At 63.1% G+C, this 21,302-nt stretch carries 21 protein-coding genes; 5 read left to right on the top strand and 16 right to left on the bottom strand.

Features of this window, described 5'->3' with window-relative positions; all coding sequences use genetic code 11:
- Nucleotides 1-37: 37 nt before the first annotated feature.
- The 9 genes from ACTJKE_RS24795 to ACTJKE_RS24755 form a co-directional block, all read right to left on the bottom strand.
- Entirely contained in the window at nt 38-1,201 is a 1,164-nt protein-coding gene (locus ACTJKE_RS24795; protein ID WP_058327279.1) for an isovaleryl-CoA dehydrogenase, read from the bottom strand.
- Between the two features lie 267 nt (nt 1,202-1,468).
- Nucleotides 1,469-2,026 carry a gluconokinase gene (locus tag ACTJKE_RS24790; protein WP_058327280.1) on the bottom strand — a complete coding sequence of 186 codons (558 nt, stop codon included), beginning with the start codon at nt 2,024-2,026 and terminating at the stop codon, nt 1,469-1,471.
- A gap of 93 nt (nt 2,027-2,119) precedes the next feature.
- Nucleotides 2,120-2,815, bottom strand: coding sequence for a class II aldolase/adducin family protein (locus ACTJKE_RS24785; RefSeq protein WP_058327281.1), 696 nt, complete (start codon nt 2,813-2,815; stop codon nt 2,120-2,122).
- Nucleotides 2,812-4,278 (bottom strand): FGGY family carbohydrate kinase, encoded by a 1,467-nt coding sequence (locus tag ACTJKE_RS24780; RefSeq protein WP_440692699.1) that lies wholly within the window; start codon nt 4,276-4,278, stop codon nt 2,812-2,814. The genes ACTJKE_RS24785 and ACTJKE_RS24780 overlap by 4 nt, the downstream gene beginning before the upstream one ends.
- 43 nt (nt 4,279-4,321) lie before the next feature.
- Nucleotides 4,322-5,170 carry a sugar phosphate isomerase/epimerase family protein gene (locus tag ACTJKE_RS24775; RefSeq protein WP_058327283.1) on the bottom strand — a complete coding sequence of 283 codons (849 nt, stop codon included), beginning with the start codon at nt 5,168-5,170 and terminating at the stop codon, nt 4,322-4,324.
- 2 nt (nt 5,171-5,172) lie between these two features.
- Nucleotides 5,173-6,171, bottom strand: a complete 999-nt coding sequence (locus tag ACTJKE_RS24770) for an ABC transporter permease (protein ID WP_113514813.1) — start codon at nt 6,169-6,171, stop codon at nt 5,173-5,175.
- The gene (locus tag ACTJKE_RS24765; protein WP_058327285.1) at nt 6,168-7,169 is read right to left on the bottom strand and encodes an ABC transporter permease; all 1,002 of its coding nucleotides are present in this window, start codon (nt 7,167-7,169) and stop codon (nt 6,168-6,170) included. Before ACTJKE_RS24765 ends, ACTJKE_RS24770 begins: the two co-directional genes overlap by 4 nt.
- The gene (locus ACTJKE_RS24760) at nt 7,162-8,676 is read right to left on the bottom strand and encodes a sugar ABC transporter ATP-binding protein (protein ID WP_058327286.1); all 1,515 of its coding nucleotides are present in this window, start codon (nt 8,674-8,676) and stop codon (nt 7,162-7,164) included. Before ACTJKE_RS24760 ends, ACTJKE_RS24765 begins: the two co-directional genes overlap by 8 nt.
- Before the next feature lie 152 nt (nt 8,677-8,828).
- Nucleotides 8,829-9,821: an autoinducer 2 ABC transporter substrate-binding protein gene (locus ACTJKE_RS24755; protein ID WP_113514809.1), complete on the bottom strand. Its 993-nt coding sequence runs from the start codon at nt 9,819-9,821 to the stop codon at nt 8,829-8,831.
- Between the two features lie 244 nt (nt 9,822-10,065).
- Here ACTJKE_RS24755 and ACTJKE_RS24750 point away from each other — a divergent pair, with 244 nt between their 5' ends.
- From ACTJKE_RS24750 to ACTJKE_RS24740, 3 genes are all read left to right on the top strand, one after another.
- Complete coding sequence (locus ACTJKE_RS24750; RefSeq protein WP_058327287.1) at nt 10,066-11,124, top strand: LacI family DNA-binding transcriptional regulator; 1,059 nt, start codon at nt 10,066-10,068, stop codon at nt 11,122-11,124.
- Between the two features lie 89 nt (nt 11,125-11,213).
- Nucleotides 11,214-11,666: an Lrp/AsnC family transcriptional regulator gene (locus tag ACTJKE_RS24745; RefSeq protein WP_058327288.1), complete on the top strand. Its 453-nt coding sequence runs from the start codon at nt 11,214-11,216 to the stop codon at nt 11,664-11,666.
- 100 nt (nt 11,667-11,766) lie between these two features.
- Entirely contained in the window at nt 11,767-12,390 is a 624-nt protein-coding gene (locus ACTJKE_RS24740) for a LysE family translocator (protein ID WP_058327289.1), read from the top strand.
- 56 nt (nt 12,391-12,446) lie between these two features.
- Here ACTJKE_RS24740 and ACTJKE_RS24735 read toward each other — a convergent pair whose 3' ends face one another.
- The 5 genes from ACTJKE_RS24735 to ACTJKE_RS24715 all read right to left on the bottom strand — a co-directional run bounded on the left by ACTJKE_RS24735 (nt 12,447) and on the right by ACTJKE_RS24715 (nt 16,014).
- The gene (locus ACTJKE_RS24735) at nt 12,447-12,752 is read right to left on the bottom strand and encodes a GFA family protein (protein ID WP_440692731.1); all 306 of its coding nucleotides are present in this window, start codon (nt 12,750-12,752) and stop codon (nt 12,447-12,449) included.
- Nucleotides 12,686-12,862: a GFA family protein gene (locus tag ACTJKE_RS24730; protein ID WP_440638307.1), complete on the bottom strand. Its 177-nt coding sequence runs from the start codon at nt 12,860-12,862 to the stop codon at nt 12,686-12,688. The genes ACTJKE_RS24735 and ACTJKE_RS24730 overlap by 67 nt, the downstream gene beginning before the upstream one ends.
- A 98-nt stretch (nt 12,863-12,960) precedes the next feature.
- On the bottom strand, nt 12,961-13,959 hold the full coding sequence (locus ACTJKE_RS24725; RefSeq protein ID WP_082663510.1) for a DUF535 family protein: 999 nt from the start codon (nt 13,957-13,959) through the stop codon (nt 12,961-12,963).
- Between the two features lie 190 nt (nt 13,960-14,149).
- A complete protein-coding gene (locus ACTJKE_RS24720) occupies nt 14,150-15,322 on the bottom strand; it encodes an ATP-binding protein (RefSeq protein WP_058327290.1) in 1,173 nt (390 codons plus the stop codon).
- Entirely contained in the window at nt 15,319-16,014 is a 696-nt protein-coding gene (locus tag ACTJKE_RS24715) for a response regulator (protein ID WP_058327291.1), read from the bottom strand. The genes ACTJKE_RS24720 and ACTJKE_RS24715 overlap by 4 nt, the downstream gene beginning before the upstream one ends.
- A 472-nt stretch (nt 16,015-16,486) precedes the next feature.
- Between ACTJKE_RS24715 and ACTJKE_RS24710 the strand changes: the two genes are divergently transcribed.
- A complete protein-coding gene (locus ACTJKE_RS24710) occupies nt 16,487-17,128 on the top strand; it encodes a phosphatase PAP2 family protein (RefSeq protein WP_058327292.1) in 642 nt (213 codons plus the stop codon).
- Nucleotides 17,129-17,155: 27 nt separating this feature from the next.
- On the opposite strand, the gene ACTJKE_RS24705 is transcribed toward ACTJKE_RS24710, so the two are convergent.
- Nucleotides 17,156-19,249, bottom strand: a complete 2,094-nt coding sequence (locus ACTJKE_RS24705; RefSeq protein WP_058327293.1) for a two-component system sensor histidine kinase NtrB — start codon at nt 19,247-19,249, stop codon at nt 17,156-17,158.
- Nucleotides 19,246-19,986 (bottom strand): response regulator, encoded by a 741-nt coding sequence (locus ACTJKE_RS24700; RefSeq protein ID WP_058327294.1) that lies wholly within the window; start codon nt 19,984-19,986, stop codon nt 19,246-19,248. The genes ACTJKE_RS24705 and ACTJKE_RS24700 overlap by 4 nt, the downstream gene beginning before the upstream one ends.
- A gap of 247 nt (nt 19,987-20,233) precedes the next feature.
- On the opposite strand from ACTJKE_RS24700, the gene ACTJKE_RS24695 reads away from it, so the two are divergent.
- Entirely contained in the window at nt 20,234-21,226 is a 993-nt protein-coding gene (locus ACTJKE_RS24695; RefSeq protein ID WP_058327295.1) for an ABC transporter substrate-binding protein, read from the top strand.
- Nucleotides 21,227-21,302: the final 76 nt, after the last annotated feature.

The following is a 21,302-nucleotide window of genomic DNA, read 5'->3' as shown; positions in this document are numbered from 1 at the left end:
ATTCGATCGAGTTCGGCCGCTTTCGTCTCATCCCGCTCTAGCTCGTCTCGGTGAACAGTTCCCGGCCGATCAGCATGCGGCGGATTTCGCTGGTGCCGGCACCGATCTCGTAGAGCTTGGCGTCGCGCAGAAGACGACCCGCCGGGTAGTCGTTGGTATAACCGTTGCCGCCAAGCGCCTGGATCGCCTCGAGCGCGAGCGCCGTCGCCTTCTCGGCCGCGTAGAGGATGCAACCCGCCGCATCCTTGCGCGTCGTCTCGCCACGATCGCAGGCGGCTGCCACCGCATAGACATAGGCGCGTGCCGCATTTGCCGTCACATACATGTCCGCGAGCTTGCCCTGCATCAGCTGGAATTCGCCGATCGCCTGGCCGAACTGCTTGCGCTCATGCAGATAGGGGACGACGACATCAAGGCAAGCGGCCATGATGCCGAGCGGGCCGGCAGACAGCACCACCCGTTCGTAGTCGAGCCCGGACATCAAAACGCGGACGCCGCCGCCGATGGTGCCGAGCACGTTTTCCTCCGGAACCTCGCAGTCTTTAAAGATCAGTTCGCAGGTGTTGGAACCGCGCATGCCGAGCTTGTCGAGCTTCTGTCCGGTGGAAAATCCGGCATAGCCTTTTTCGACCAGGAATGCGGTGATGCCGCGCGGACCGGCCGTCGGATCGGTCTTGGCGTAGACGACGAGCACGTCGGCGTCCGGGCCATTGGTGATCCACATCTTGTTCCCGTTAAGCACGTGGCGGTCGCCCCGCTTGTCGGCCCTGAGCGTCATCGAGACGACGTCCGAACCGGCGCCGGGCTCGGACATCGCGAGCGCGCCAACATATTCGCCGGAAATCAGCTTCGGTAGATAGCGCGCCTTCTGCTCGTCATTGCCGTTGCGGTTGATCTGGTTGACGCAGAGATTGGAGTGGGCGCCGTAGCTGAGGCCGATCGAGGCCGACGCGCGGCTGATCTCCTCCATCGCCACACAATGGGCTAGATAGCCCATGCCGGCACCGCCATGCTCCTCGCTAGCGGTGATGCCGAGCAGGCCGAGTTCACCCATCTCGCGCCAGAGCTGCATCGGAAATGCATTGTTGCGATCAGTCTCATCCGCCAATGGCGCGATGCGGTTCATTGCGAAGCGCCGCACGCTCTCGCGCAATGCGTCGATGTCCTCGCCAAGCGCGAAGCTCAATCCGCCCTGAAACATGTTTATCCTCCCATCGTGCCTGCCGCGCGGTCTCCTCCCACAGCGGCCGGACGATAACGCTCCATCCTCTACGCGGATCGCGGCGAATGCAATGATATCAACGCCGCGACATGGCCGGACGATAGCATCGCGTTCCGCTAATTTCCTTCCAAAGAGGGGCGAAGCCAAGCACGATATGAAAATCCGGAGGCACCTGCCGATTGCATCCTGTGCGTGAGGCGGTCACCGGGCGCTCGCGCGCCACGTCCGTTTTGGATCGTACCACGCTCAGGTGCCCCCCCAATTCGCAAGTCCCACAAGCTGAGCGAGCACCTCATTGATCACGGCCTGCGTCGGAGGCTCGATGTCCACGGTTACGGTCAAAGGCTCGCCGACAGGGTCTTCTAGCGTCGCGAGCTGCGTGTCGAGCAGAGAGGCGGGCATGAAATGTCCCGTTCGGCGCTGCATCCGCCCGACAAGAACATCGCGATCGCCGTAGAGATAGACAAAAGCAATGGACCTGCCGGCGCTCTCGCGCAGCAGATCGCGATAACTGCGCTTCAGCGCCGAGCAGGAGACGACTACCGGCGCATCACTCGACGCGAGCTGTCGGCCGATCTCCTTCAGCCACGGCCAGCGGTCCGCATCGGTGAGCGGAATACCCGCCGACATCTTGCGGATGTTTTCCTCCGGATGCAGCGCATCACCCTCGACGAAGCGGTAACCGCAGGCGGCTGCGATAGCCTCACCGACCGAGGTCTTGCCGGTACCGGATACGCCCATCACCACAATGGAACCGGGAAATGCCAGGCGGACAACAGCCTCGGACGCGTGATCGTTCGACATGGCCTTGCTCCTTGCATCTGCCGCGCTCGCTCTCCCTGATACCGCCGCGGCACCGGGTGAACAAGGCGGCTCATGCAAGTCTCAGACGATGTCTCAAACTGCAGCACGGGGGCGGGCGACGTCGTTGACGCCCTCGCCATCCGGTGCCTGGCCGTAGCTCATGCGACGCATCTGGGCGATGACCCGCTCCATCTCGTCATCGGGAAGGACCGGCGGCTCGCCGAGCGTCAACGCCTGGACATACATGCGCGACAGAGTCTCGATCTCGATGGCCAGCCACAGGGCGGATTCGAGCGTTTTGCCGAGTGAGATCTGGCCGTGCTGGCCAAGCAGGCAGGCAACGCGGTTCTTGAGCGCCACCAGCGCATTGTCGGAGAGCGCCTGGGTGCCGAAGGTCGCATATTCGGCACAGCGGATCGTCGTGCCACCGGCAATGCCGGTCATGTAGTGGAAACTGGGAATGGTCTTGTGATGGCAGGCAAGCGTCGTCGCATAGACCGAATGGCAATGCAGCACGACGTTGATATCCGTGCGTTCCCTCAGGATATCACGGTGGAAGCGCCATTCCGACGAAGGACGAAGGCCGACATAGGTGCCGTCGAAATCCATCTCGACAAGATCTTCGGGCTGCATCGTCTCATAGGGCAGCGACGAGGGCGTGATCAGGAAACCGGTATCGGTGCGCAGCGAAATGTTGCCCGCAGTGCCCTGGTTGATGCCGCTCGAATTCATCCGCCGGCAGATGTCCACCATCTCGCGGCGGAACGACAGCGTGTCTGTCTTGGTCATCGATATGTCCTTTCGAAGTCGCGAGTGAAACTGTCGTTGTGCCCGGTGCGCGCCCGGGCCCGCCATTGCGAAGCATAGACGGCGACAGCTGGCGAAAGATGCGAAACGTCGCCCGGATCGGCGAGCGAGAGCGGAGCCGGACGCTGGCGCTGGCCTTCGCTTGCAAGCAGTGCGGCGCCGGAGGCCACGCCGTAGGCATCGAGATTGAAGCGCACCCGCCGGTTCGGCATGAGCGCCGCAACGAGGCGGGCATAGAGGGGATCGCGCAGGAAGCTTCCGTCGAGCACGACCAGCGGCCCCGGCCCCAACGCCTCGACGCATTCCGTGGTCAGCAGGGAACAGTAAAGCAGCGCCAGCGCCTTGCGCTCGACCGGCGTCTCCGGCGGTGGCCCGTTGATGCGGCCACGGCCGGCGCTTCCCGGAAAGAGACCGTCGTCGTCGCCGAAGGACGGCAGCGCCATGGTACGTCTGGCAATCAGGCCGAGCACGACATCGTCGGGCACCGGGGCCGCTGGAGGTGCGCTGCCCGCCACGTGCGAAAACTCGCGCCCGCCCATGGTGAGCACGCCGCCGAGCGGTTTGCCGAAGACGTCGCTGTTCAGCGTCATGCCGCGGTGCTCGTCGAGCCGGTCGAGGGCCGTGCGGCCGCAAAAGCCGACGATCCAGGTCCCGGTCGAAACGACGATGAAATCGGTCAAGCCGGCCGCGTGATAACGATAATGATTGAGACTGCTGTCGTGGCCGCCCGCCAGCACCCGCAGTCCGTCCCGCAGCCCGTGGCGGCGGGCAAGCTCCGGACGCACAGGGCCGAGGACCTGCCAGGCGTCGGCGAAATCCGGCATCAACCGCTGCCAGCTGCGAGTGGTAACAATGGGCGCAAAGCGGCGTTCGGCAACGTTCCAGAGATGCGACTGTGCGCCGAGGAAGCTCGCCTCGGATACCGCAACGCCTGACAGGCGCCACGCCCAATACTGCGGCAGGCCCAGATACCAGCACGCAGCACCGACAGCACCCGGCGCGTGCTCCTGCATCCAAAAGAGCTGGCGCGCCTGATGGGTGGCGCTGTGCATCATCGCGCTGCCGCGGTCGAAGAAGGAACCGGCAAGCGGCGCGTAGCCTTGCCGGATCGCCTCCGGCAAGCGCTGCTCGTAATCGATCATCGGCAGGGCGGCAGCGGTCGCATCGGGGTCATCGCCGACGAGGACGCCGCCAGAGCCATGACCGGCGGCGACGAAGGTTTGCAGCGGATGACGGCTGGCAAGCGCTTCAAGGTTGGAGAAGATCCATTCGGAGAGGCTTGCGAGATCGTGATGTCGCCAGGGCGGACCGGGCAGCACCGGGTTGGCCACACTCAGCGTTTCCAGGACGACGCCATCGACCGTGACCGCGTTCAGCTTCACATTGGTCTTGCCGACATCGAGCACGGCCACCGTACCGGCTTCCTCGTCTGCCGCGACTGACATGCGGCGACCCTCCCGTCCTAACCCAAACGCACGCGGTGGCGCTTTAGATCAAACCGTATTGTTTGGCCTTGTTGCGCAGGAACGGCAGGCCGTTGCCCATGACCTCTTCCTCGTCCTTTGCGACAGGACGCCAGACGGCGAGGCCATAGGCCACCTCCGGCGGCATGTTGATGAAGCTCTCCATCGCGAGGCCGCCCTTGAAGCCGATGGCGGCAAGCGTCGCGAAGATCTCGTCCCAGGCGCAATTGCCGTAGCCGGGCGTTCCGCGATCGCTCTCGGAGAGATGGATGTATTTGATAAAATCGCGCGCATCGAGAATGCCGGTGCCGATGCCCTTCTCCTCGATGTTCATGTGATAGGTGTCGAGGTGGACGAAGACGTTATCGGCGCCGACCCGCTTGATCATGTCGACTGCCTGCCAGCCGGTGTTGATCAGGTGGTTCTCGTACCGGTTGACCGCCTCGACGCCCAGCTCGATGCCGCGCGTCTTCGCATGCTTGGCGGCTGCCGTCAGTGCGCGAGCGATGTTGTCGTATTCGGCCTCAGTCGGCGGCACGCCGGTACGCTCGCCGATGCCGCCATAGATGACGCCTGACAGCGCCTCGCCGCCAAGATCGGCCGTCTTGTCGATCGCCACCTTCAGGTGCTCGATCGCCGCATCGGGGCGGACGGATGCCCAGGCGTGCTCGGGCAGACCAAGCGAGCAGACGGCGCGCAGCTTGTTTTTCACCAAGAGCGCCTTGGTGTGGGCGGTGTCGACCACCGGCGGATTGAGCATCGGGATCTCGATGAAATCGACGCCGTATTTCACCGCCGCGGCGACGGCGCGCTCGGCACCGGGACGATCCCAATTCATGGTCCACATGCTCGTATGGACGCCAAAACCCTGCATGGTCACGTTTCCTTTCTGACAAATGAAATCTTGAACTTGGTGGCCACGAAGCGCAGCACCATGACGCCGGCAAGCAGCAGCCCCCAGACGGCGGTCGCCAGATGCTGGTTGGCACCGATGAGGTTGAGGCCGGAGGAAAGAAGCTGGAGCACAACCAGCGCGACGAAGACGGGAATGACCCGGCCAAAGCCGCCGAACGGATTGACGCCACCGAGGAAGCAGGCAAGCACGGTGATCAGCAGGTAGCTTTCGCCGTGGCCGATACGCACGGAGTTGAAGCGCGCCAGCATGATGATGCCGGCGAGCGCACACATGGCGCCCGAGAGCGCATAGACGAGCACGATCACCTTGCGGGTGTTGATGCCGGAATAGCGTGTCGCCTCGAGGTTGGAACCGATCATGTAGGTGTTGAATCCGAGCTTGGTGCGGGAAAGCAGCACGTGCCAGGCGAGCACGCAGACGATGAAGGCGATGAGCGGGATCGGCAGCCCGAGGAACGAGCCATGGCCAAGCGGGCCGAGGAAGGCTGGAAAGCCGGAGACATCGCCGCCGCGCGTCAGGAACTCGCCGAGGCCGCGCAGGAAGATCATCATCGACAGCGAAACAAGGATCGGGTGAGCGCGCGTAAAGGCGATCACCAACCCCATGACGACGCCGCTCACTGCCCCGACGATGATCGCCAGAACCGAACCGAGCAGGAAGGCGCCGAGACCCGCATCCACCCCGCCATTCGCTTGCAGGACCCAGGCGAGCGTCAGCCCGGCGATGTTGGCGGTAAACGTGATCGCAAGATTGAGGCCGCCGGTCAGGATCGGCAGCAGCATGGCGAGCGTCAGAAGCCCGAGTTCGGGAAGCTGGAAGGCGACTGAGCCGAAGGTGGCGGCACTGAGGAACTGCGGCGAGGCAATGCCGAAGACCAGCATGACGGCGAGGAAAGCCAGTCCTGGTCCCGCCATTTCCGGCCCAAGCAGGTTCTTTATGCGATCGACAACCGCGCTCATCGTCCGGTCCCCTTCTGGGTGAGGAAGGGCAACAGCCGTTCGATGCTGGTGTTGGAGAGCGTGATCGCGACCAGGATGATGGCGCCGATGATCATCTTGAAGGCGAAAGGCGAGACGCCCATCAGGTTGAGGCCGTTCTGCGTGATCGAGATCAGGAGCACGCCGAGCACGCAGCCGAGTACCGAGCCCTTGCCGCCGCCAAGGCGAGCGCCTCCAAGGACGACTGCCGCGAGCACATCGAGTTCGCGACCATAGAGTGCATTCGGTACCACCTCCTGCGCGTAGTGAGCCTGGATGAGGCCGCCGATGCCAGCCATCAGGCCAAGCCAGCCGAAGGCGATGAACTGCATGGCGCCGATGTTGATGCCGAAGCGCCGGGCGCCTTCTGGATTGTCGCCGAAGGCGTAGAGTTGGCGGCCGGTGGTGGTGCGGGTGATCAGTACCCAGGTGGCAATGACGCAGATCGCCATCACCAGCACCGGCAGGGTGATCTCGATCCAGGTTCCATCAGGCATCTCGCGTTCGAACAGGACGACGCGGTCCGTCAGCCAGTCCGGCAGGTCATAGATCGACACGCCCTTGGTGAAGAACATCAACAGGCCGAAATAGATGTTGAAGGTGGAGATCGTCGCCACGATCGAGATCACCCGGAAGCGGTGGATCAGGAAGGCGTTGACGGCACCAAGCAGGACGCCCATCGACCCGGCGATCAACAGCCCCGAGACCCAGCCGCCACCACCGATCCAGCCGAGCGCGATCGCCGTACCGTACTGCACCACGGACGCTGCGACGGCGAAGGAAATATCGATGCCGCCGGCAATCAGCACCACGAGCAGCCCGACGGCGAAGATGATGTTAACCGAGCTGATGTTGAGCAGGTCGAAGGCGTTGCCGAGCGAGAAGAAGTTGGCCGTCGTGACCGATAGAACGGCGCAGATCGCGATGATGACGCCCAGTAAGGACACTTCGGTCGCATGGGTACGGACGAAGCTAGGCATAGACAGCTCCTTCGATATCATCGAGCGAAGATGTGCGCGGATCATAGCTGCCGACGATGCGGCCCTGCGCCATGTGCAGAACGCGGTCGGCGTTGAAATAGACCTCAGGCACCTCGTCGGAGATCAGGATGATCGCGAGCCCGCTCTCGGCCAATCGGGCGACGATGTCGAAGATGCCGGCGCGCGCGCCAACGTCGACGCCGACGGTCGGAGCGTCGAGGATCAAAAGCTTCGGATCGGTTGCCAGCCACTTGGCGATTGCCACACGCTGCTGGTTGCCACCCGAAAGGGTCGAGATCGCATCCTGCTGGAGGCCGATCTTGACGCCGAGATCGGCGATCCAGCGGCCGACAAGGCTGCGCTTGCGCTCTTCCGAGAGCAGGCCGCCGGAGAGGACCTTATCGAGCGAGCTGATGACGAGATTGTCGGCGATTGGCTGCGGCTGAATGAGACCGAGCGAGAGCCGGTCCTCCGAGAGATAGGCGACGCCCGCCTCGATCGCGTCGCGGTTCGAGGAGAAGCGGATCGGCTTGCCCTCGATCGAAATCGAACCCGATGCAGGCTTCAGCATACCGAAGAGCGTCAGCGCCAGTTCCGTGCGCCCGGAACCAAGCAGCCCGGTAATCCCGAGTGTCTCGCCACGGCGCACGGTCAGCGAGATATCTTCGAACTGGCCAGGGCGCGACAGTCCCTTCACATCGAGCACGGCCGGCTGCCCATCGCGCGACTTCGCACGCACCTGCTGGTCGAAGGTCTTGCCGGTCATCAGCTCGGTGATGCGCGATTGGGTCATGCTGGCGGCGGGGTAGACGCCGACCAGTGCGCCATCGCGCAGCACCGTAATCCGGCTTGAGATCTCCAGCACTTCGGCAAGCCGATGGCTGACGAAGACGACGGCGACGCCGGAGGCGGAAAGACCGCGAACGATATCGAGCAGGTGATCGGTTTCCGATTGGGTCAGCGATGCGGTCGGCTCGTCCATGAAGACGAGCTTCGCTTCGCCGACGAGAGCCCGGGCGATCGCCACGATCTGGCGCTGGGCGATTGCGTATTCCTTGAGTGGCAGATCGACGTCGAGCGTCACGCCGAGGCGGGCGAGCGCATCCTTCGCGATCTGGCGCATGCGGCCGTAGTCGACAAGCTTTGGCCAGCGACCGAGCACCGTCTGGAAGGCGATATTCTCGGCAACGCTCATCTCCGGGAAGAGCGCCAGATCCTGCCAGATCACCTGGATGCCGCGGTCCTGCGCCGTCACCGGCGACATATGGGAGTAGGTTTCGCCATCGAACTCGATCGAAGCGCCATCGGCGGGGTGATAGACGCCGGTGATGATCTTGATCAGCGTGCTCTTGCCGCAGCCGTTTTCGCCGGCAAGGCAATGAACTTCGCCCGGGCGCACGTCGAAGCTCACATTCTTGAGCGCTCGGACGCCACCGAAAGTCATGTTGATGTCGCGCAGGGACAAAAGCGGCCTTTCGCCTCCTCCCGCGGTCGCAAGCTGGTGCATGTGTCTGTGCCCGTAAACCACGTTAAGTTGGAGCTGGATGCGGGCGGAAAACCGCAAACACGTTTCCTCAGCCCGCTCCTGTACCGTTGAAGGGACTTGCCAGGCCGGCCGGAGCCGGCCCAGCAGCCGGGAGAACCCTCAAACTTTGGACCTCAGAGGCCCATGGCCGCGAGATCCGCGACCGTCTCCTTGTTGATCGGCACCAGTTGGTCGACGATGATATTGCGGTTCTCGAAGTCGGGCTTGACCTTGCCGAGACCTTCGATCTCGTCGCCGTCCTTGACCTCCTCGCCCTTCATTAGCTTGTCGGCAAGGGTGACGAAAACTTCGCCCGCCTGCTTCGGATTCCACATGAAGCCGCCGGAAATCGCGTCGGACTTCACCAGCTTCTGGCCCTGGCCGGGTGAGAAGGGACCGAGCACGAAGATCTCGCCGACCTTGCGGCGCTCTTCGACGGCGCGGCCAGCGCCGATCGGACCCTGGCTGCCGAAGGCGAGGAAGCCTTTCAGGTTTGGATGGGCGGAGATCAGGTCGAGTGCGGTCGACCGGCTCTTATCGACGTCTTCAGCAACGCCGTAGCGGTCGCCGACCAGCGTCATCTCCGGATAGTTCTTCTTGATGTAGGCGATCGCCGCATCGGCCCAGGCATTGTGCAACGGCACGGTCAGCGAGCCGACGAAGACGGCATATTCGCCCTTGCCGCCCATCTTCTCGGCAAGCAGCTTGCCATGCGCCTCACCGAAGCCGGTCGAGGATGCCAGTTCGAAGTCCCAGTCGGCACCCTTCTGGCTCGGCGATTCATGGGTGATGACGATGATGCCTTTTTCCTTGGCCTTAGTGAGCACCGGCTCGAGCACCTTGGCATCGTTCGGCACCACGCCGATCACCTTCACGCCTTGTGCAATGAGGTCTTCGATGGCGCGCACCTGCAGCGCCGGATCGGCGCTGGTCGGGCCGACCATGAAGGCGTCGATGCCGAGCTTCTGGCCGCGCTCCTTGATGCCCGCTTCCATGGCGTTGAACCATGGGATACCACCGATCTTGACTACGACGCCGACCTTGCCGGCATCTTGAGCAAAGGCAGCCGCAGAGCTGGCAAGCGCCAGCGATGTCGCCAGGGCGGCGACGAGAATTTTCCTGATCATGTCTCTCCTCCACTCGTTCCCAAGAAGGAACGCGCCCGGTCGCCATCTAAGCGCCGGCCTCCAGTTTCAAACCATCACTGGCGAAGTGCTTCCTCGCCTCCCTGACGGCCGCCTCCTCAGACGGCACCAACAAATTGCACAATCGATATTTCTTGTTTGCACAATCGATGGTGCAAGAACTATTGTGCAGACTTAATCTTTCGTCAAGGGGAAATCGGCACTAAAACGATCAAGGGAGAAAACGATGACCAGCAGCAGCAAAAAGAAAGCGACGATCTACGACCTGTCGGTGTTGTCGGGGAGTTCACCCTCAACCGTAAGTGCAGTCCTGAACGGCTCCTGGCAGAAGCGCCGGATCAAGGAAAGCACGGCGGAACTGATCCGCAACCTCGCTGAAACGCATCAGTATACGGCCAACCGCCAGGCGCGTGGTTTGCGCAGCTCGCGCTCGGGCCTGATCGGCCTGCTCTTACCGATCCACGACAACCGTTATTTCTCGTCGATGGCGCAAACCTTCGAGGCGCATGTCAGAAGCAAGGGACAGTGCCCGATCGTCGTCAGCGCCAGCCGCGATCCGAAGGAGGAGCGCAAGACCGCGGAGACGCTGATCTCCTATTCGATCGATGAACTCTTCATCTGTGGCGCCACGGATCCCGATGGCGTGCACGAGGTCTGCGAGGCGGCCGGCCTCAAGCACATCAACATCGACCTGCCCGGCACCAAGGTTCCTTCGGTCATCAGCGACAACTACGAGGGCGGACGGATGCTGACGGAGGCGATCATCCGTCACTTCCAGGCAACGAGCGCGCTGGAACCGCATGAACTCTACCTCTTCGGCGGCCGCAACGACCATGCCAGCCGAGAGCGTATTCGCGGGTTCCGCGCCGTCAAAAACGAACTGCTCGGCGCCGATCCGGACGAATGCATCCAGCCGACCGGTTATGCGCCGAACAATGCCAGGCTTGCCTTCGAGGCCTTCTACGAAAAGCACGGCAAACTGCCGCGCGGCCTCTTCGTCAACTCGTCGATCAACTTCGAAGGCCTGCTGCGCTTCATGGCAGGACATCCGCACGAGAACTTCGCCGACCTCGTCGTGGGCTGCTACGATTACGATCCCTTCGCATCCTTCCTGCCCTTCCCCGTCATCATGATCCGCCAGGACGTCGAGGGCATGATCACCAAAGCCTTCGACGTCATCGAGGAGGCCCGGCCCCAGCCGCGGATCCACCTCATCCAGCCCGAACTGGTGCAGCCGCGAACGGCGCTGACCGGCCCGCTCGATGCACTAAAGGACATCGAATAGGCCGCCTGACCAGTGCTTTCTCAGCCAACAGCACTTCTAAACAACAAAATCATCTGTACAGACCACTAAATTCCACGTATTAATTGGCAATGGATGCGATTGACAGAAAAATCATCGAAATTCTCACTGAAGATGCGAGGCGGTCGCTGACTGACATCGGCGCTGCGGTGGAGCTTTCGCCCTCCGCCGTCAATGAGCGCATTCGTCGGCTCGTCGCCAATGGCGTGATCCGAAACTTCACGCTGGAACTCGACCATCGCGCGCTTGGCCTCGACGTGCTTGCCTTCGTCTGGGTCGGCCTGGCGCCCGATGCGGACGAGGCGGCGTTCCGCGCCTTCATGGCCGATCATCCGGCCGTGGCCGAATGCCATCACGTCACTGGCGCCTGGTCCTATTGCGTCAAGGTCCGGATGCCGTCGCTCGGCGATCTTGAGCCGTTCCTTGCCGAACTGAAGCGCCAGCGGTTCCTGGCGCGAAGCGAAACGGTGATCGCGCTGTCAACCGTGCGGGAAAGCCTGGCAACGACTGCATCGCGCGCCTGAACGGACGCGTAAAGACTGGTGAAACATTTTTGAACTGCCGCACATGTTCCATCCTTGATCTGGATGGATTGAGCCATGCCGCGGCCGGAGCCCTATGCCCATGTCTACATTGTTGTTTGGAAAAAGCCTCCTGGTCGGTCTCGCGGTCGCGGCCCCACTCGGCCCCATCGGAGCGCTCTGCATCAACCGTACGCTGGAGCGCGGCTTCTGGGCGGGCGTCGCCGGTGGGCTAGGAACAGCCGCCGCCGATGCCACCTATGCAGCGCTTGCCGCGATCGGTTTCGCCGCCTTTGCGGCGGTGCTTTCCATGATCGCAACACCGCTCGGCCTCGCCGGCGGACTGTTCATGATCTGGCTCGGCTGGAGCGGATTGCGGCCGAAACCGGTGACGGCCGCGGCCGACGTCGGCGGACGCGATCTGGTCCGCACGACCATCGCCACCTTTTTCCTGACGATGACCAGCCCGGCGACGATCCTCTCCTTCGCTGCGATCTTTGCCGGCCTCGGCCTTGCCGAAGCAGGCGATGCGTTGAGCGCCGCCATCGTCGTCGTGGGCGTCTTCCTAGGCTCGCTCGGCTGGTGGTTCTTCTTGAGCGGCGGGGTGGCGATTGCCCGAACACGGCTGCCGGACAGCTTCGTCGCCTGGGTGTCGCGCCTCTCCGGCCTGGTCCTAATTTCCTTTGGGATCATCGCCATCGCCGCCGCCGCCAAGGGGTTGTTCTAGAACAATTGGCGCAGCCTACCCGGCTCGCCAACGATTTGCAGCCTGGCCGTTTCTCGTCAAGTCGGGGGCTTCACGGCCTCCACGTGCCACCACTTGGGCCGTGCGGAACGGTAGCTGTGACCGGCCGGGATCAAGTCGGCGGAATTCGTCTTGTCGAAGATGCCGAGTAGTAAGGCAACGACCGGTGCATCGTCGATCGCCCCAATGCTGCTGTCACAGGCCGGGCAGAAGGCGCGGCTGGAATAGTCGGACGAGCGGTAGACCGAAGGGGTACCGCCCGTACCGGTCCACGCAATCACATCCTTGTCGAACTCGACCCACGCCACCGCAGCGCGCCCGAATGGCGCTGGCACATCTTGCACGAACATGTGTGCGGCTTGCCGGGCGCCCCTTTGGCCTCGAAGCGGATTGCTCCGCAGAGGCAGCCTCCGGTGAAAAGCGGTTTCTTCTTCCCAGCGGCAACGGTCGTCATAGGCCAATCTCCAGCAGCATACATGATTCGAAATGCGCCACCGTACGTTGCATAGGCCGCCAAAGAAAGCCGAGGGTCGCGGGCGAAATGCGCCCGGTTCAATAGAACCAGGCGCCGATGTCGCGAAACGCCCGCTTGCTCTGGTCGCGTCGGTTGCCCTCGGGCGCAGCCTTGCCGTCGGCAACGGGAAGACGGAAACCGAAGGGCTCGGACGGCACCCCACCACGATCGCACCAATAGGCATCGAGATCAGCCATCATCATCTTCCGTCGCTTGCGGCGACGGCGATTGATCACATGCCTTTCGTTCGAAACCGCATGGATTGAGGCCGTTTGGCCTTCCGCCACCAGCCCCTGGAGGACGAGCAGTGCCGCATCCTTGGGGCGCAGACCGCCAAGATCGCGTGTTGCCGTTATCAGCGCTCGTTTCGCGTCTTCGCCCTTCGGCCCCTGCATGCCGCCCATCGCAAGGCTGTATGTATCGTCGTTACAGCGGACGAAGACGAAACCGACCGTGCAAAGCGTGTATTCGTCACTCTGACGACGAAGCCGGATTGCGAAGGCGCCTTCGTGGCGGGCACCGCAATGATCCGCCAATTGCAGCTGAATGCGATAGTTTTCGCTGCGACCGGAGACCGTTCCCATCTCCAGCGTGCCACCGCGCCAAAGCGCCATCAGCGAGCGGCGCGAGAGGACTTCGCTTGCAACGTCGAAATGATTGAGCATCAATTCGAGCCGCTCTGGCGAGGATGCACCGTGCAGGAAGAAGGTCGGGATCGACTTGCGCACGAGATCGTCGTGCGGCAGCCCCAGGCGATAGCGTTCGCCGAACTCGCCGAGAAAGGCGATCCAGCGCGCCGTAAGCAAGGGATGGCGCACAAATCGCATCGAAAAGACGACGGCGCGTTTCAGGCTCACCCGGAAGCCGAGCTTCAGGACGTGACCCAGGATCGATACCTTGGCTTGCGACCGATCTCTGACGACCGGCCCTGAAACCAAGCGTCCGGAAGACGATAGCGGCTCACCGCCAAACGTTGTGCTATCCTGAGAGGACAACCCCAGATCGACGCTGTATTCCTGCCTGATTTCCAGGGACATGGTGCAATCCTTGAGAGCAAACTCTGCCGGCCGGATTATTCGGCCAGCCTCGGTTTGCCCGTGGACTGTCAAGGATTTGCGGAGATGTGGTCGGCAATTGAGCGCGGTACCTGCGGGCCGGGCGAGACGTCCGGAGGAGCTGACGCCCTCCGCGCTCGGCGCCAGGAAGCGGCACTGCCGGCGCCGGGCCCTAGGCCAGGATGGCGCGCGGCAGGACGATCGTGATCACGGCGCCACCGCCGGCGCGGGACGCGAATTCCAGCCGCCCGCCATGCGCCTTGGCGATCGCCTGCACCACGGAGAGACCGAGACCGGTGCCTCCCGTTGCCCGCGACCGCGAGGCATCGCCGCGCCAGAAAAGATCGATCGAATGGGTCGAGACATCGTCCGGCAGTCCTGGACCGCGATCCAGCAACCGGATGAAGGCCTCGTCAGCGCCGCGTCGGCCCGTCTCGCACCGCAATACCCCGCCACTGGCTGCGTAACGCGTGGCGTTCTCGATCAGCGCCAGCAGAGCCTGGCGCAGGCGTTGCGAATCTCCCGAGACCCGGACCGGTTCCAGCGCCGTCTCGACCGACATGCAGGCCGAGCCAAGCAAGGTGCAGGACGCGCCGAGAACCTGGGAGGCCTCGGCAGCGAGATCGACCGATTGACGTTGCGTGACCAGCTTCTGGCCGGCGGCGAGCGAAAGGGTGCGCAAGTCCTCGACCAGGGCGGAAAGCCCCTCCACCTGGAGCAAGAGTTGCTGGATCCTTTCCTGTTCGAGAGGAAAGACGCCGTCGGCCATGCCCTGAAGGTTGCCCTGAAGGATCGTCAACGGCGTGCGCAACTCGTGGGCGACCGCCATCGTGTTGAAACGCAGTCGGCTTTCCATGTTTTCGAGCTCGGCCGCCAGTTCGTCGAAGGTCTTCACGAGCGTTGCCACCTCCTTGGCACCCTTGCGGATCGATCCGACGCGCACGGCGAAATCGCCCGCCCTGAGATTCTGCGTCGCCTGGGCGAGCACCTCGAGCGGCCGGCTGATCTTGCGCGCCAGCCAGTAGCCGACGAGACCGCAAAAGGTCACCGCGGTCGCCCCGAAGCCGAGGATGATTTTGTCCACCTCCCAGTTTGCCCACTCCTCGAGTTCGGGCATTGTCGAAAGCAGTTTCTGCAGCGATTCCTGGCTCGGCAGCTTGCCGGAATTGAAATCGGTATAGGCCTGAGCCGCTTCCGGCGGCATCCGCTCCAAGAGCCGCGCCTCCAGCCGCGGCTCCATGTAGTCGACGCCGGCATAGATGATGAACACGCTGATGATGAGCAGGACGATCGTCACCAGGGCCGTGAGAATGCCAAGCGGCAAGCGCGAGAGGCTGATCTTCATCTTGGCTCCACGAAGCGATAGCCGACACCGCGAACGGCACTGAAAAGACCGCTGGCGCCCAGATCCTCGAGCTTGCGCCTGAGATTGGCGATATGGGTATCGACCGTTCGGGCCAGCGCATCGCTGTCCGGCAGGCAGGCGTCGAGGATATCGGCGCGGTCGAAGGCATGCGTCGGGCGGCGGATCATGTGGGCGAGGATGCGGAATTCGCTGAGCGTCAGCGGCACCGAGTGGCGGCGGCCGCTCTTCTCGACGAAGGCGACATGGGCATCGAGATCGACTTCCACGTTCTCGAAGCGAAGCACCGTCGCGCCGGCGCCGTTTCGGGTGCGCCGGAGAACCGCATTGACGCGTGCTACCACCTCCTGCGGGTTGAACGGCTTGACCACATAGTCGTCGGCGCCGAGCCTCAGGCCGGTCAGCCGGTCGAGATCCTCGGCCAGCGCCGTGACCATGATGACCGGTGTATTGCCCTCACGTCGCAGGCGGGCGAGGACTTCGAAGCCGTCGAGCTTCGGCATCCGCACGTCGAGCAATACCAGGTCGGGCGACAGCACCGCATGATGCGTCAGCGCCGTCTCGCCATCGGCGGCACGTACCGTCCGGAAACCATCGCGCACCAGATAGGCATCAAGTATCTGCGCGATTTCCGGCTCGTCCTCCGCCAAAAGGATGAGACCCTTGTCGACCATAAAGCAACTCCCTGGCCCGATGTTGTGATCCGCAGCTTATGGGATGAATAGATTCGAGTTGCAATTCGCCCGCACGGCACTGCCGTCCTTTAGCTGGCTTTCCGGATAGAGCCCCCGACAAATCTCCGCCGTTTCTTGACAATCGGCATCGGGGCTTCAGGGACATTGATAGATGGCTCCGCCAAATTTCAATCAAAAGATGTGCAAAGCTACCGCCCTGCTCGGCGCGTCAAGCTCTCCATGATCCTCCACTTAGCCTTGACAGAGCAAAGCAAATGTCCGGCCCGCACACCCCGACAATCTGCGAGCGACCGGCATGTCCAGCCTCTTTCCCTCCACAGTAATATCTTCAAACAGCATCCGATGGTTGCGCGCGAGCCCACGTCAATGGGCTGGGCAAGCCCGTGCCCGCGTTGAAGATCAGCCAATCGCCGTTGCTGGCGCACTGGCCATTTGCGCGGCTTTCGTCTTCATGGCCTTTCCCGATATCGATCTCGTCGTTTCGCGCTGGGCGGCGTCCGCGGCAGGTGATTTCCCGCTTTCCCGAGAGCCTGCGCTCAAGGCACTTCGCGACTTCAATCGCGTCCTGCCCTTCTTCATTCTGCCCTGCGTCCTGGCCCTGTTGATGATGCAGGCGATTGCACTGGGCCGCCGATTGCTGCGCCCGCACAAGGCACTGTTCTTTCTCACCTTCTACGCCATTGGCCCCGGGCTGCTCGTCCAGGCCCTGAAGCGGCTGATCGGCCGCGCCCGCCCCTACGACATCACGGACTTCGGTGGCACCCTGCCCTTCACGCCCGCCTGGCAAGTCTCCAGCGCCTGTTCGCGCAGTTGCTCCTTCGCATCCGGCGAATCCGCAACGGCGATTGCCCTCATAGCGCTCGCGCTGCTTCTGCCCCTTCAGTGGCGACGCCTGGCGATCATCGCGCTCATCCCGCTGATCCTCGCCTTCTCGCTCAACCGGATCGTGTTTGGTGCTCACTTCCTCTCCGACGTCGTGCTCGCCTGGCTGTTGATGCTGTGGCTGATGACGTGGCTCTGGGCGGTCTTCGCCGACAATGGCGAGCGCATCGATGCCGCCGTCCAACGGCTCGGGCGGCGGCGAAATCCGTAGATCCGCAGCCGACGCTCTACATCCGTTTCAGCTCGGAAAGACCAACTCGACGCTCGTTCCCCTCCCCGGCTGGGACAGTATACGGGCGTCGCCGCCGCTTTGTCGGACGAAGCCGTAGACAACGGCGAGACCGAGACCGGCACCGCCCTCCTCGTCACGCGTGGTGAAATAGGGCTCGAACGCCTTGTCCACGGCCTCCGGAGACATCCCGATCCCATCGTCGGTGACCGACACAACGACATCGGTCTCCACTCCCGCAGCACGGATCAGGATCGTCCCGCCCTGAGGCATCGCGGCAGCGGCATTGAGGCAGAGATTGAGGATCGCCTGCTCGAAGAGGGCGGCATCGAGATGCACATTGGGCAGGCCGTCGGCAATTTCGAAGGCGAGACGGCATCTTTCACCGACGGCGATTTCCAGCACGTCCGCCATGCCACGCAACACCGCACCGACCTCCAGCGCGCCCGGCTGGATCGGGTGCTGGCTGCCAATGGACAACATGCTGCTGGCAAGCGAACGCCCGCGATCGGCCGCCTTGCGAATGCGGGCGATGTGACGCTTCTGCCGATCGTTGAAACCGGTATCCCGTTCCAGCAACCCCAAGCTGCCGGTGATGATGCCGATCATGTTGCCGACTTCGTGGCTCACCTGATGCGTCATGCGCATGATTCCGTCCAGCCGCTGCGCCTTTGCCGCTTCGGCCTCCTGCCGGTCCATGTCGGTCACGTCCCGGGCCAAGAGCACAATGCCGCGATCCGGCTGCCGCGACAGCGAGACCTCTGTCACGCGGCCCGCGTCGGAGCGATGCCGCAGCACAAGTCGGTCGCCGAGCGTGCCCGCGTCGCGATCGGCGGGCAGCAGAGCCGGGTCGATCTCGGGCATCGGGCTCACGAAGTTGCGCAGCGGCAGCTTCCTTGCCGAGCCCGGCCAGCCGACGAGTTCCATGACGCGGCGGTTCATCGTGATCGGTTTGCCGCCGGGATCGAAGAGCGCGATGCCTTCGTTCATGTTGCGAAAGGTTGAGCGGATGGTGCGCGCGGCGGCCTCGGCCGTACGTCTGAGCCGCGAAACACGCGCGACACTTTCGCGAAAGGCACTGAAGGCTTCGAGCAGCTGGACGAGCTCCGTTTCCGTCCCCTTGTATGTCGGCGCATCGACGTCCCGGCGCCCCTCCGCAAGTGCGTTCATCCCATTGGATAGCGACACGATCCCACGCGAGACGCGCATGACCGAGCGAATGGAGAAGACCGCCATGACAAGCACGAGCAGTGCCGCGACGGCGACGATAACAAGCAGGCGGCTCAGAGCATTGGAGGTCGACACGAGGTCGTCATTGAGGCCGCGGGCGACCGCCTCGCTCTGTGTTTCCGTCGCATGCGAGAGGTCGCGCGACACGGTGTGCAATCGCGCAACGGCCGCGCGAATGGCGAACATCTCCAGCAGATACTGGGTCTGCGCTTCGAAGACCCGTTCATAAGGCGCGAGTTCGGTAGCGGAAACCCGGATATCGGGTGCCGCATGCTCAAGGCGCGGCACCGTTTCGGCAATATAGCGGCGACGCAATTCGCCGAGCTGGAACAGGCTGTCGGAGTTGGATGCCGATTGCACGATCCCATTGAGGCGGTGGCGGAAATCGGCATCGGCCATGCCGCTGCCGGTCGCGATCTCGCCAAGTGCGGCTGCCGCTTCGGCCTTATGCTGCTGCGCCGATTCCGCGTCGCCGGCAAGCGTCATCGTCTGCGTGCGGATGGTTTCCAGAAGCTCGACGATATGCCCGTTGGCAAAACCTTTGACGGCCGCATCGCCGTTCTGCGGCGCCATGGCGCGCAACAGCGCATCGACCTGCGCGACCACCGAGCGGCTTTCGCTCGAAACCCGGTAGGGCGAAGTGGCGTTCATCAGAAACGGCGCGCTCGACACAAGATCGGAAACCTGGCGCGACACGAGCGAGGCCTTGGCAAGGCTGGTGAACGCCTGCAGCCCGTAGGCCGCCATCTCGTCGCGCGCCCGTTGCAGACCAAAAACTGCGACCGTCGCAAGGCCGAAGACGAGCACGCAGATGAAGGCGATAGCGAACGGGAGCCGGAAGGCAATCGACGAGAGAAAAGGGCGAACGATCACGACTTCGGCTCGCCGTCGTCGGTATCGAGCACGTAGCCCTTGCCGCGTCTCGTCTTGATATGGCGCGGCAGGTCGGGATTGCGCTCGATCTTGCGCCGGAGCCGGAGCACGAGCACATCGACGTTGCGGTCAATGTAGCGGTCGCTTTCGGCGCCGAGGCGGTCGAGGATCTGCGCGCGGCCGACCGGCATGTTCGGCGTCTCTGCGAGGATTTCGAGAAGCGCGAACTCGGCACTCGTCAGCGACCTCGACGGATCGGTCAGGCAAATCGCCCGGCGGCTCCTGAGATCGATCGACCAGTCGCCGAGCTTCATCGATGCCGGCTCGGTCTCGCGTTCGCTTTCCCGCTCCGGCTTGAGCGAGGGATTAGTGCGACGAAGAACGGCCTTGATGCGCGCCGTCAACTCGATCGGCTCGAACGGCTTGACGACGTAGTCATCCGCCGCCGTCTCCAAACCCAGCACCCGGTCCGCAGCACTGCCTGCCGCCGTCACCATGACGATGCCGATATTGGTGCGGGCCCGCAGCCTTTGCGCAAAGGTGCGGCCCGAAGTGCCCGGCAAATTGTGGTCGACAAGCACGAGATGCACCGCCTCGCGCGCCAGGACATTAGCTGCTGCTTCCGCCGACGGCGCGGTCAGGGGCAGCCAACCTTCTGCCTCCACCAGATCGGAAATAAGCTCCGACATGTCCGGATCGTCCTCGACGATCAGAATCCGTATCCTCTCACTCAGCATGCACGTCCTCCCGCCCCCATCATAGGCGGGGCCGTCCCAATGTTCAAAGCAGCTCGCATTATGTGATCTGTCATATTTGTAATCTTTGTAACTTTGAAACGGCGGAGAGCGCCCAACGCTGTAAGAACGGTAACCATTCTCCGATTGCGGCAGGCGGGGAATACCGACATCCTGACTGCGGAGATTGGGACGGCAGCGTTCCAAATGGGAGGACATCGTGAGAAGCATCACCGCTATCGGCGGGTGCGTGGCCCTGTGGCTGTGCACCGCCACAACAGGCATGACGGCGCCGGCGCTCACCGTGCTGTGCGGTGTCGACGAAGCGTGGTGTGCGACGATGAAGACGGCGTTCGAGACGAAGTCCGGCCTCGAAATCTCGATGACCCGCAAGAGCACCGGCGACATCCTCAACCAGCTGCGGGCCGAGAAAGACGCGCCGACCGTCGATGTCTGGTGGGGCGGCACAGGCGACACCCATCTGCAGGCTGGATCCGAAAACCTGCTCGAACCCTACAAGCCGGCGCACGAACGCGACATGCTGCCGTGGGCTCAGAACTTCTTCGCCATTTCCGGCGGCCGATCGGCGGGCATCTATGCCGGGGCGCTTGGTTTTGCCTACAATGCCGATCTGCTGCAGGCGCTGAAGCTGCCGGCACCGACCTGCTGGAAGGATCTTGCGGACAACGCCTATCGCGGCCGCATCCGCAGCGGCAACCCGAATTCCTCCGGCACCGCCTTCACCACGCTCGCAACCCTGGTGCAGCTTTTCGGCGAAGACGAAGCCTTCCGTTTCCTGGCAGCGCTCAATCGCAACATCGACCAATACACGACCGCCGGCTCCGCCCCCGTCAAAGCGGCCGCCCGCGGGGAAACGCTGATCGGCATTTCCTTCATGCACGACGCGGTCACGCAGAAGCAGGCTGGCTCGCCGCTCGTCATCGTCGCGCCCTGCGAGGGCACCGGCTACGAAATCGGCGCCGTCAGCATCGTCAAGGGTGCCCGTCATCTGGAGGCGGCGAAAAGCTTCGTTGATTTCGCGCTGAGCCCGGAGGGCCAGGGCACGGGGGCTGCCTCCGGACAGAACCAGGTGCCGTCCAATGCGCGCTCGAACCTGCCGCTCGCGGCACCCGATATCTCGATGATCAAAATGGTGGACTACGACTTCGCCACCTTCGGCTCGCCGGAAGAACGAAGTCGCCTGCTCAAAAGGTTCGATGCGGAGATCACAGCGACGAACTGACCGGGCCGAATAAACTTGAGCGAGGTGCGAGCGGAAAACCGCACAGACTTATCCTCATCTCGCTCCAGCAAACATC

This window comes from Ensifer sp. 22521 (assembly GCF_052044795.1).
Taxonomy (GTDB): domain Bacteria; phylum Pseudomonadota; class Alphaproteobacteria; order Rhizobiales; family Rhizobiaceae; genus Ensifer.
Note: the sequence above shows the minus strand (reverse complement) of the source record. Positions and strands in the feature narration are given on the sequence as shown.

Coding starts and splice junctions, on each gene's coding strand:
- ACTJKE_RS24795 (WP_058327279.1), bottom strand. CDS start 1,201: ATGTTTCAGGGCGGATTGAGCTTCGCGCTTGGCGAGGACATCGACGCA.
- ACTJKE_RS24790 (WP_058327280.1), bottom strand. CDS start 2,026: ATGTCGAACGATCACGCGTCCGAGGCTGTTGTCCGCCTGGCATTTCCC.
- ACTJKE_RS24785 (WP_058327281.1), bottom strand. CDS start 2,815: ATGACCAAGACAGACACGCTGTCGTTCCGCCGCGAGATGGTGGACATC.
- ACTJKE_RS24780 (WP_440692699.1), bottom strand. CDS start 4,278: ATGTCAGTCGCGGCAGACGAGGAAGCCGGTACGGTGGCCGTGCTCGAT.
- ACTJKE_RS24775 (WP_058327283.1), bottom strand. CDS start 5,170: ATGCAGGGTTTTGGCGTCCATACGAGCATGTGGACCATGAATTGGGAT.
- ACTJKE_RS24770 (WP_113514813.1), bottom strand. CDS start 6,171: ATGAGCGCGGTTGTCGATCGCATAAAGAACCTGCTTGGGCCGGAAATG.
- ACTJKE_RS24765 (WP_058327285.1), bottom strand. CDS start 7,169: ATGCCTAGCTTCGTCCGTACCCATGCGACCGAAGTGTCCTTACTGGGC.
- ACTJKE_RS24760 (WP_058327286.1), bottom strand. CDS start 8,676: ATGCACCAGCTTGCGACCGCGGGAGGAGGCGAAAGGCCGCTTTTGTCC.
- ACTJKE_RS24755 (WP_113514809.1), bottom strand. CDS start 9,821: ATGATCAGGAAAATTCTCGTCGCCGCCCTGGCGACATCGCTGGCGCTT.
- ACTJKE_RS24750 (WP_058327287.1), top strand. CDS start 10,066: ATGACCAGCAGCAGCAAAAAGAAAGCGACGATCTACGACCTGTCGGTG.
- ACTJKE_RS24745 (WP_058327288.1), top strand. CDS start 11,214: ATGGATGCGATTGACAGAAAAATCATCGAAATTCTCACTGAAGATGCG.
- ACTJKE_RS24740 (WP_058327289.1), top strand. CDS start 11,767: ATGTCTACATTGTTGTTTGGAAAAAGCCTCCTGGTCGGTCTCGCGGTC.
- ACTJKE_RS24730 (WP_440638307.1), bottom strand. CDS start 12,862: ATGACGACCGTTGCCGCTGGGAAGAAGAAACCGCTTTTCACCGGAGGC.
- ACTJKE_RS24725 (WP_082663510.1), bottom strand. CDS start 13,959: ATGTCCCTGGAAATCAGGCAGGAATACAGCGTCGATCTGGGGTTGTCC.
- ACTJKE_RS24720 (WP_058327290.1), bottom strand. CDS start 15,322: ATGAAGATCAGCCTCTCGCGCTTGCCGCTTGGCATTCTCACGGCCCTG.
- ACTJKE_RS24715 (WP_058327291.1), bottom strand. CDS start 16,014: ATGGTCGACAAGGGTCTCATCCTTTTGGCGGAGGACGAGCCGGAAATC.
- ACTJKE_RS24710 (WP_058327292.1), top strand. CDS start 16,487: ATGGCCTTTCCCGATATCGATCTCGTCGTTTCGCGCTGGGCGGCGTCC.
- ACTJKE_RS24700 (WP_058327294.1), bottom strand. CDS start 19,986: ATGCTGAGTGAGAGGATACGGATTCTGATCGTCGAGGACGATCCGGAC.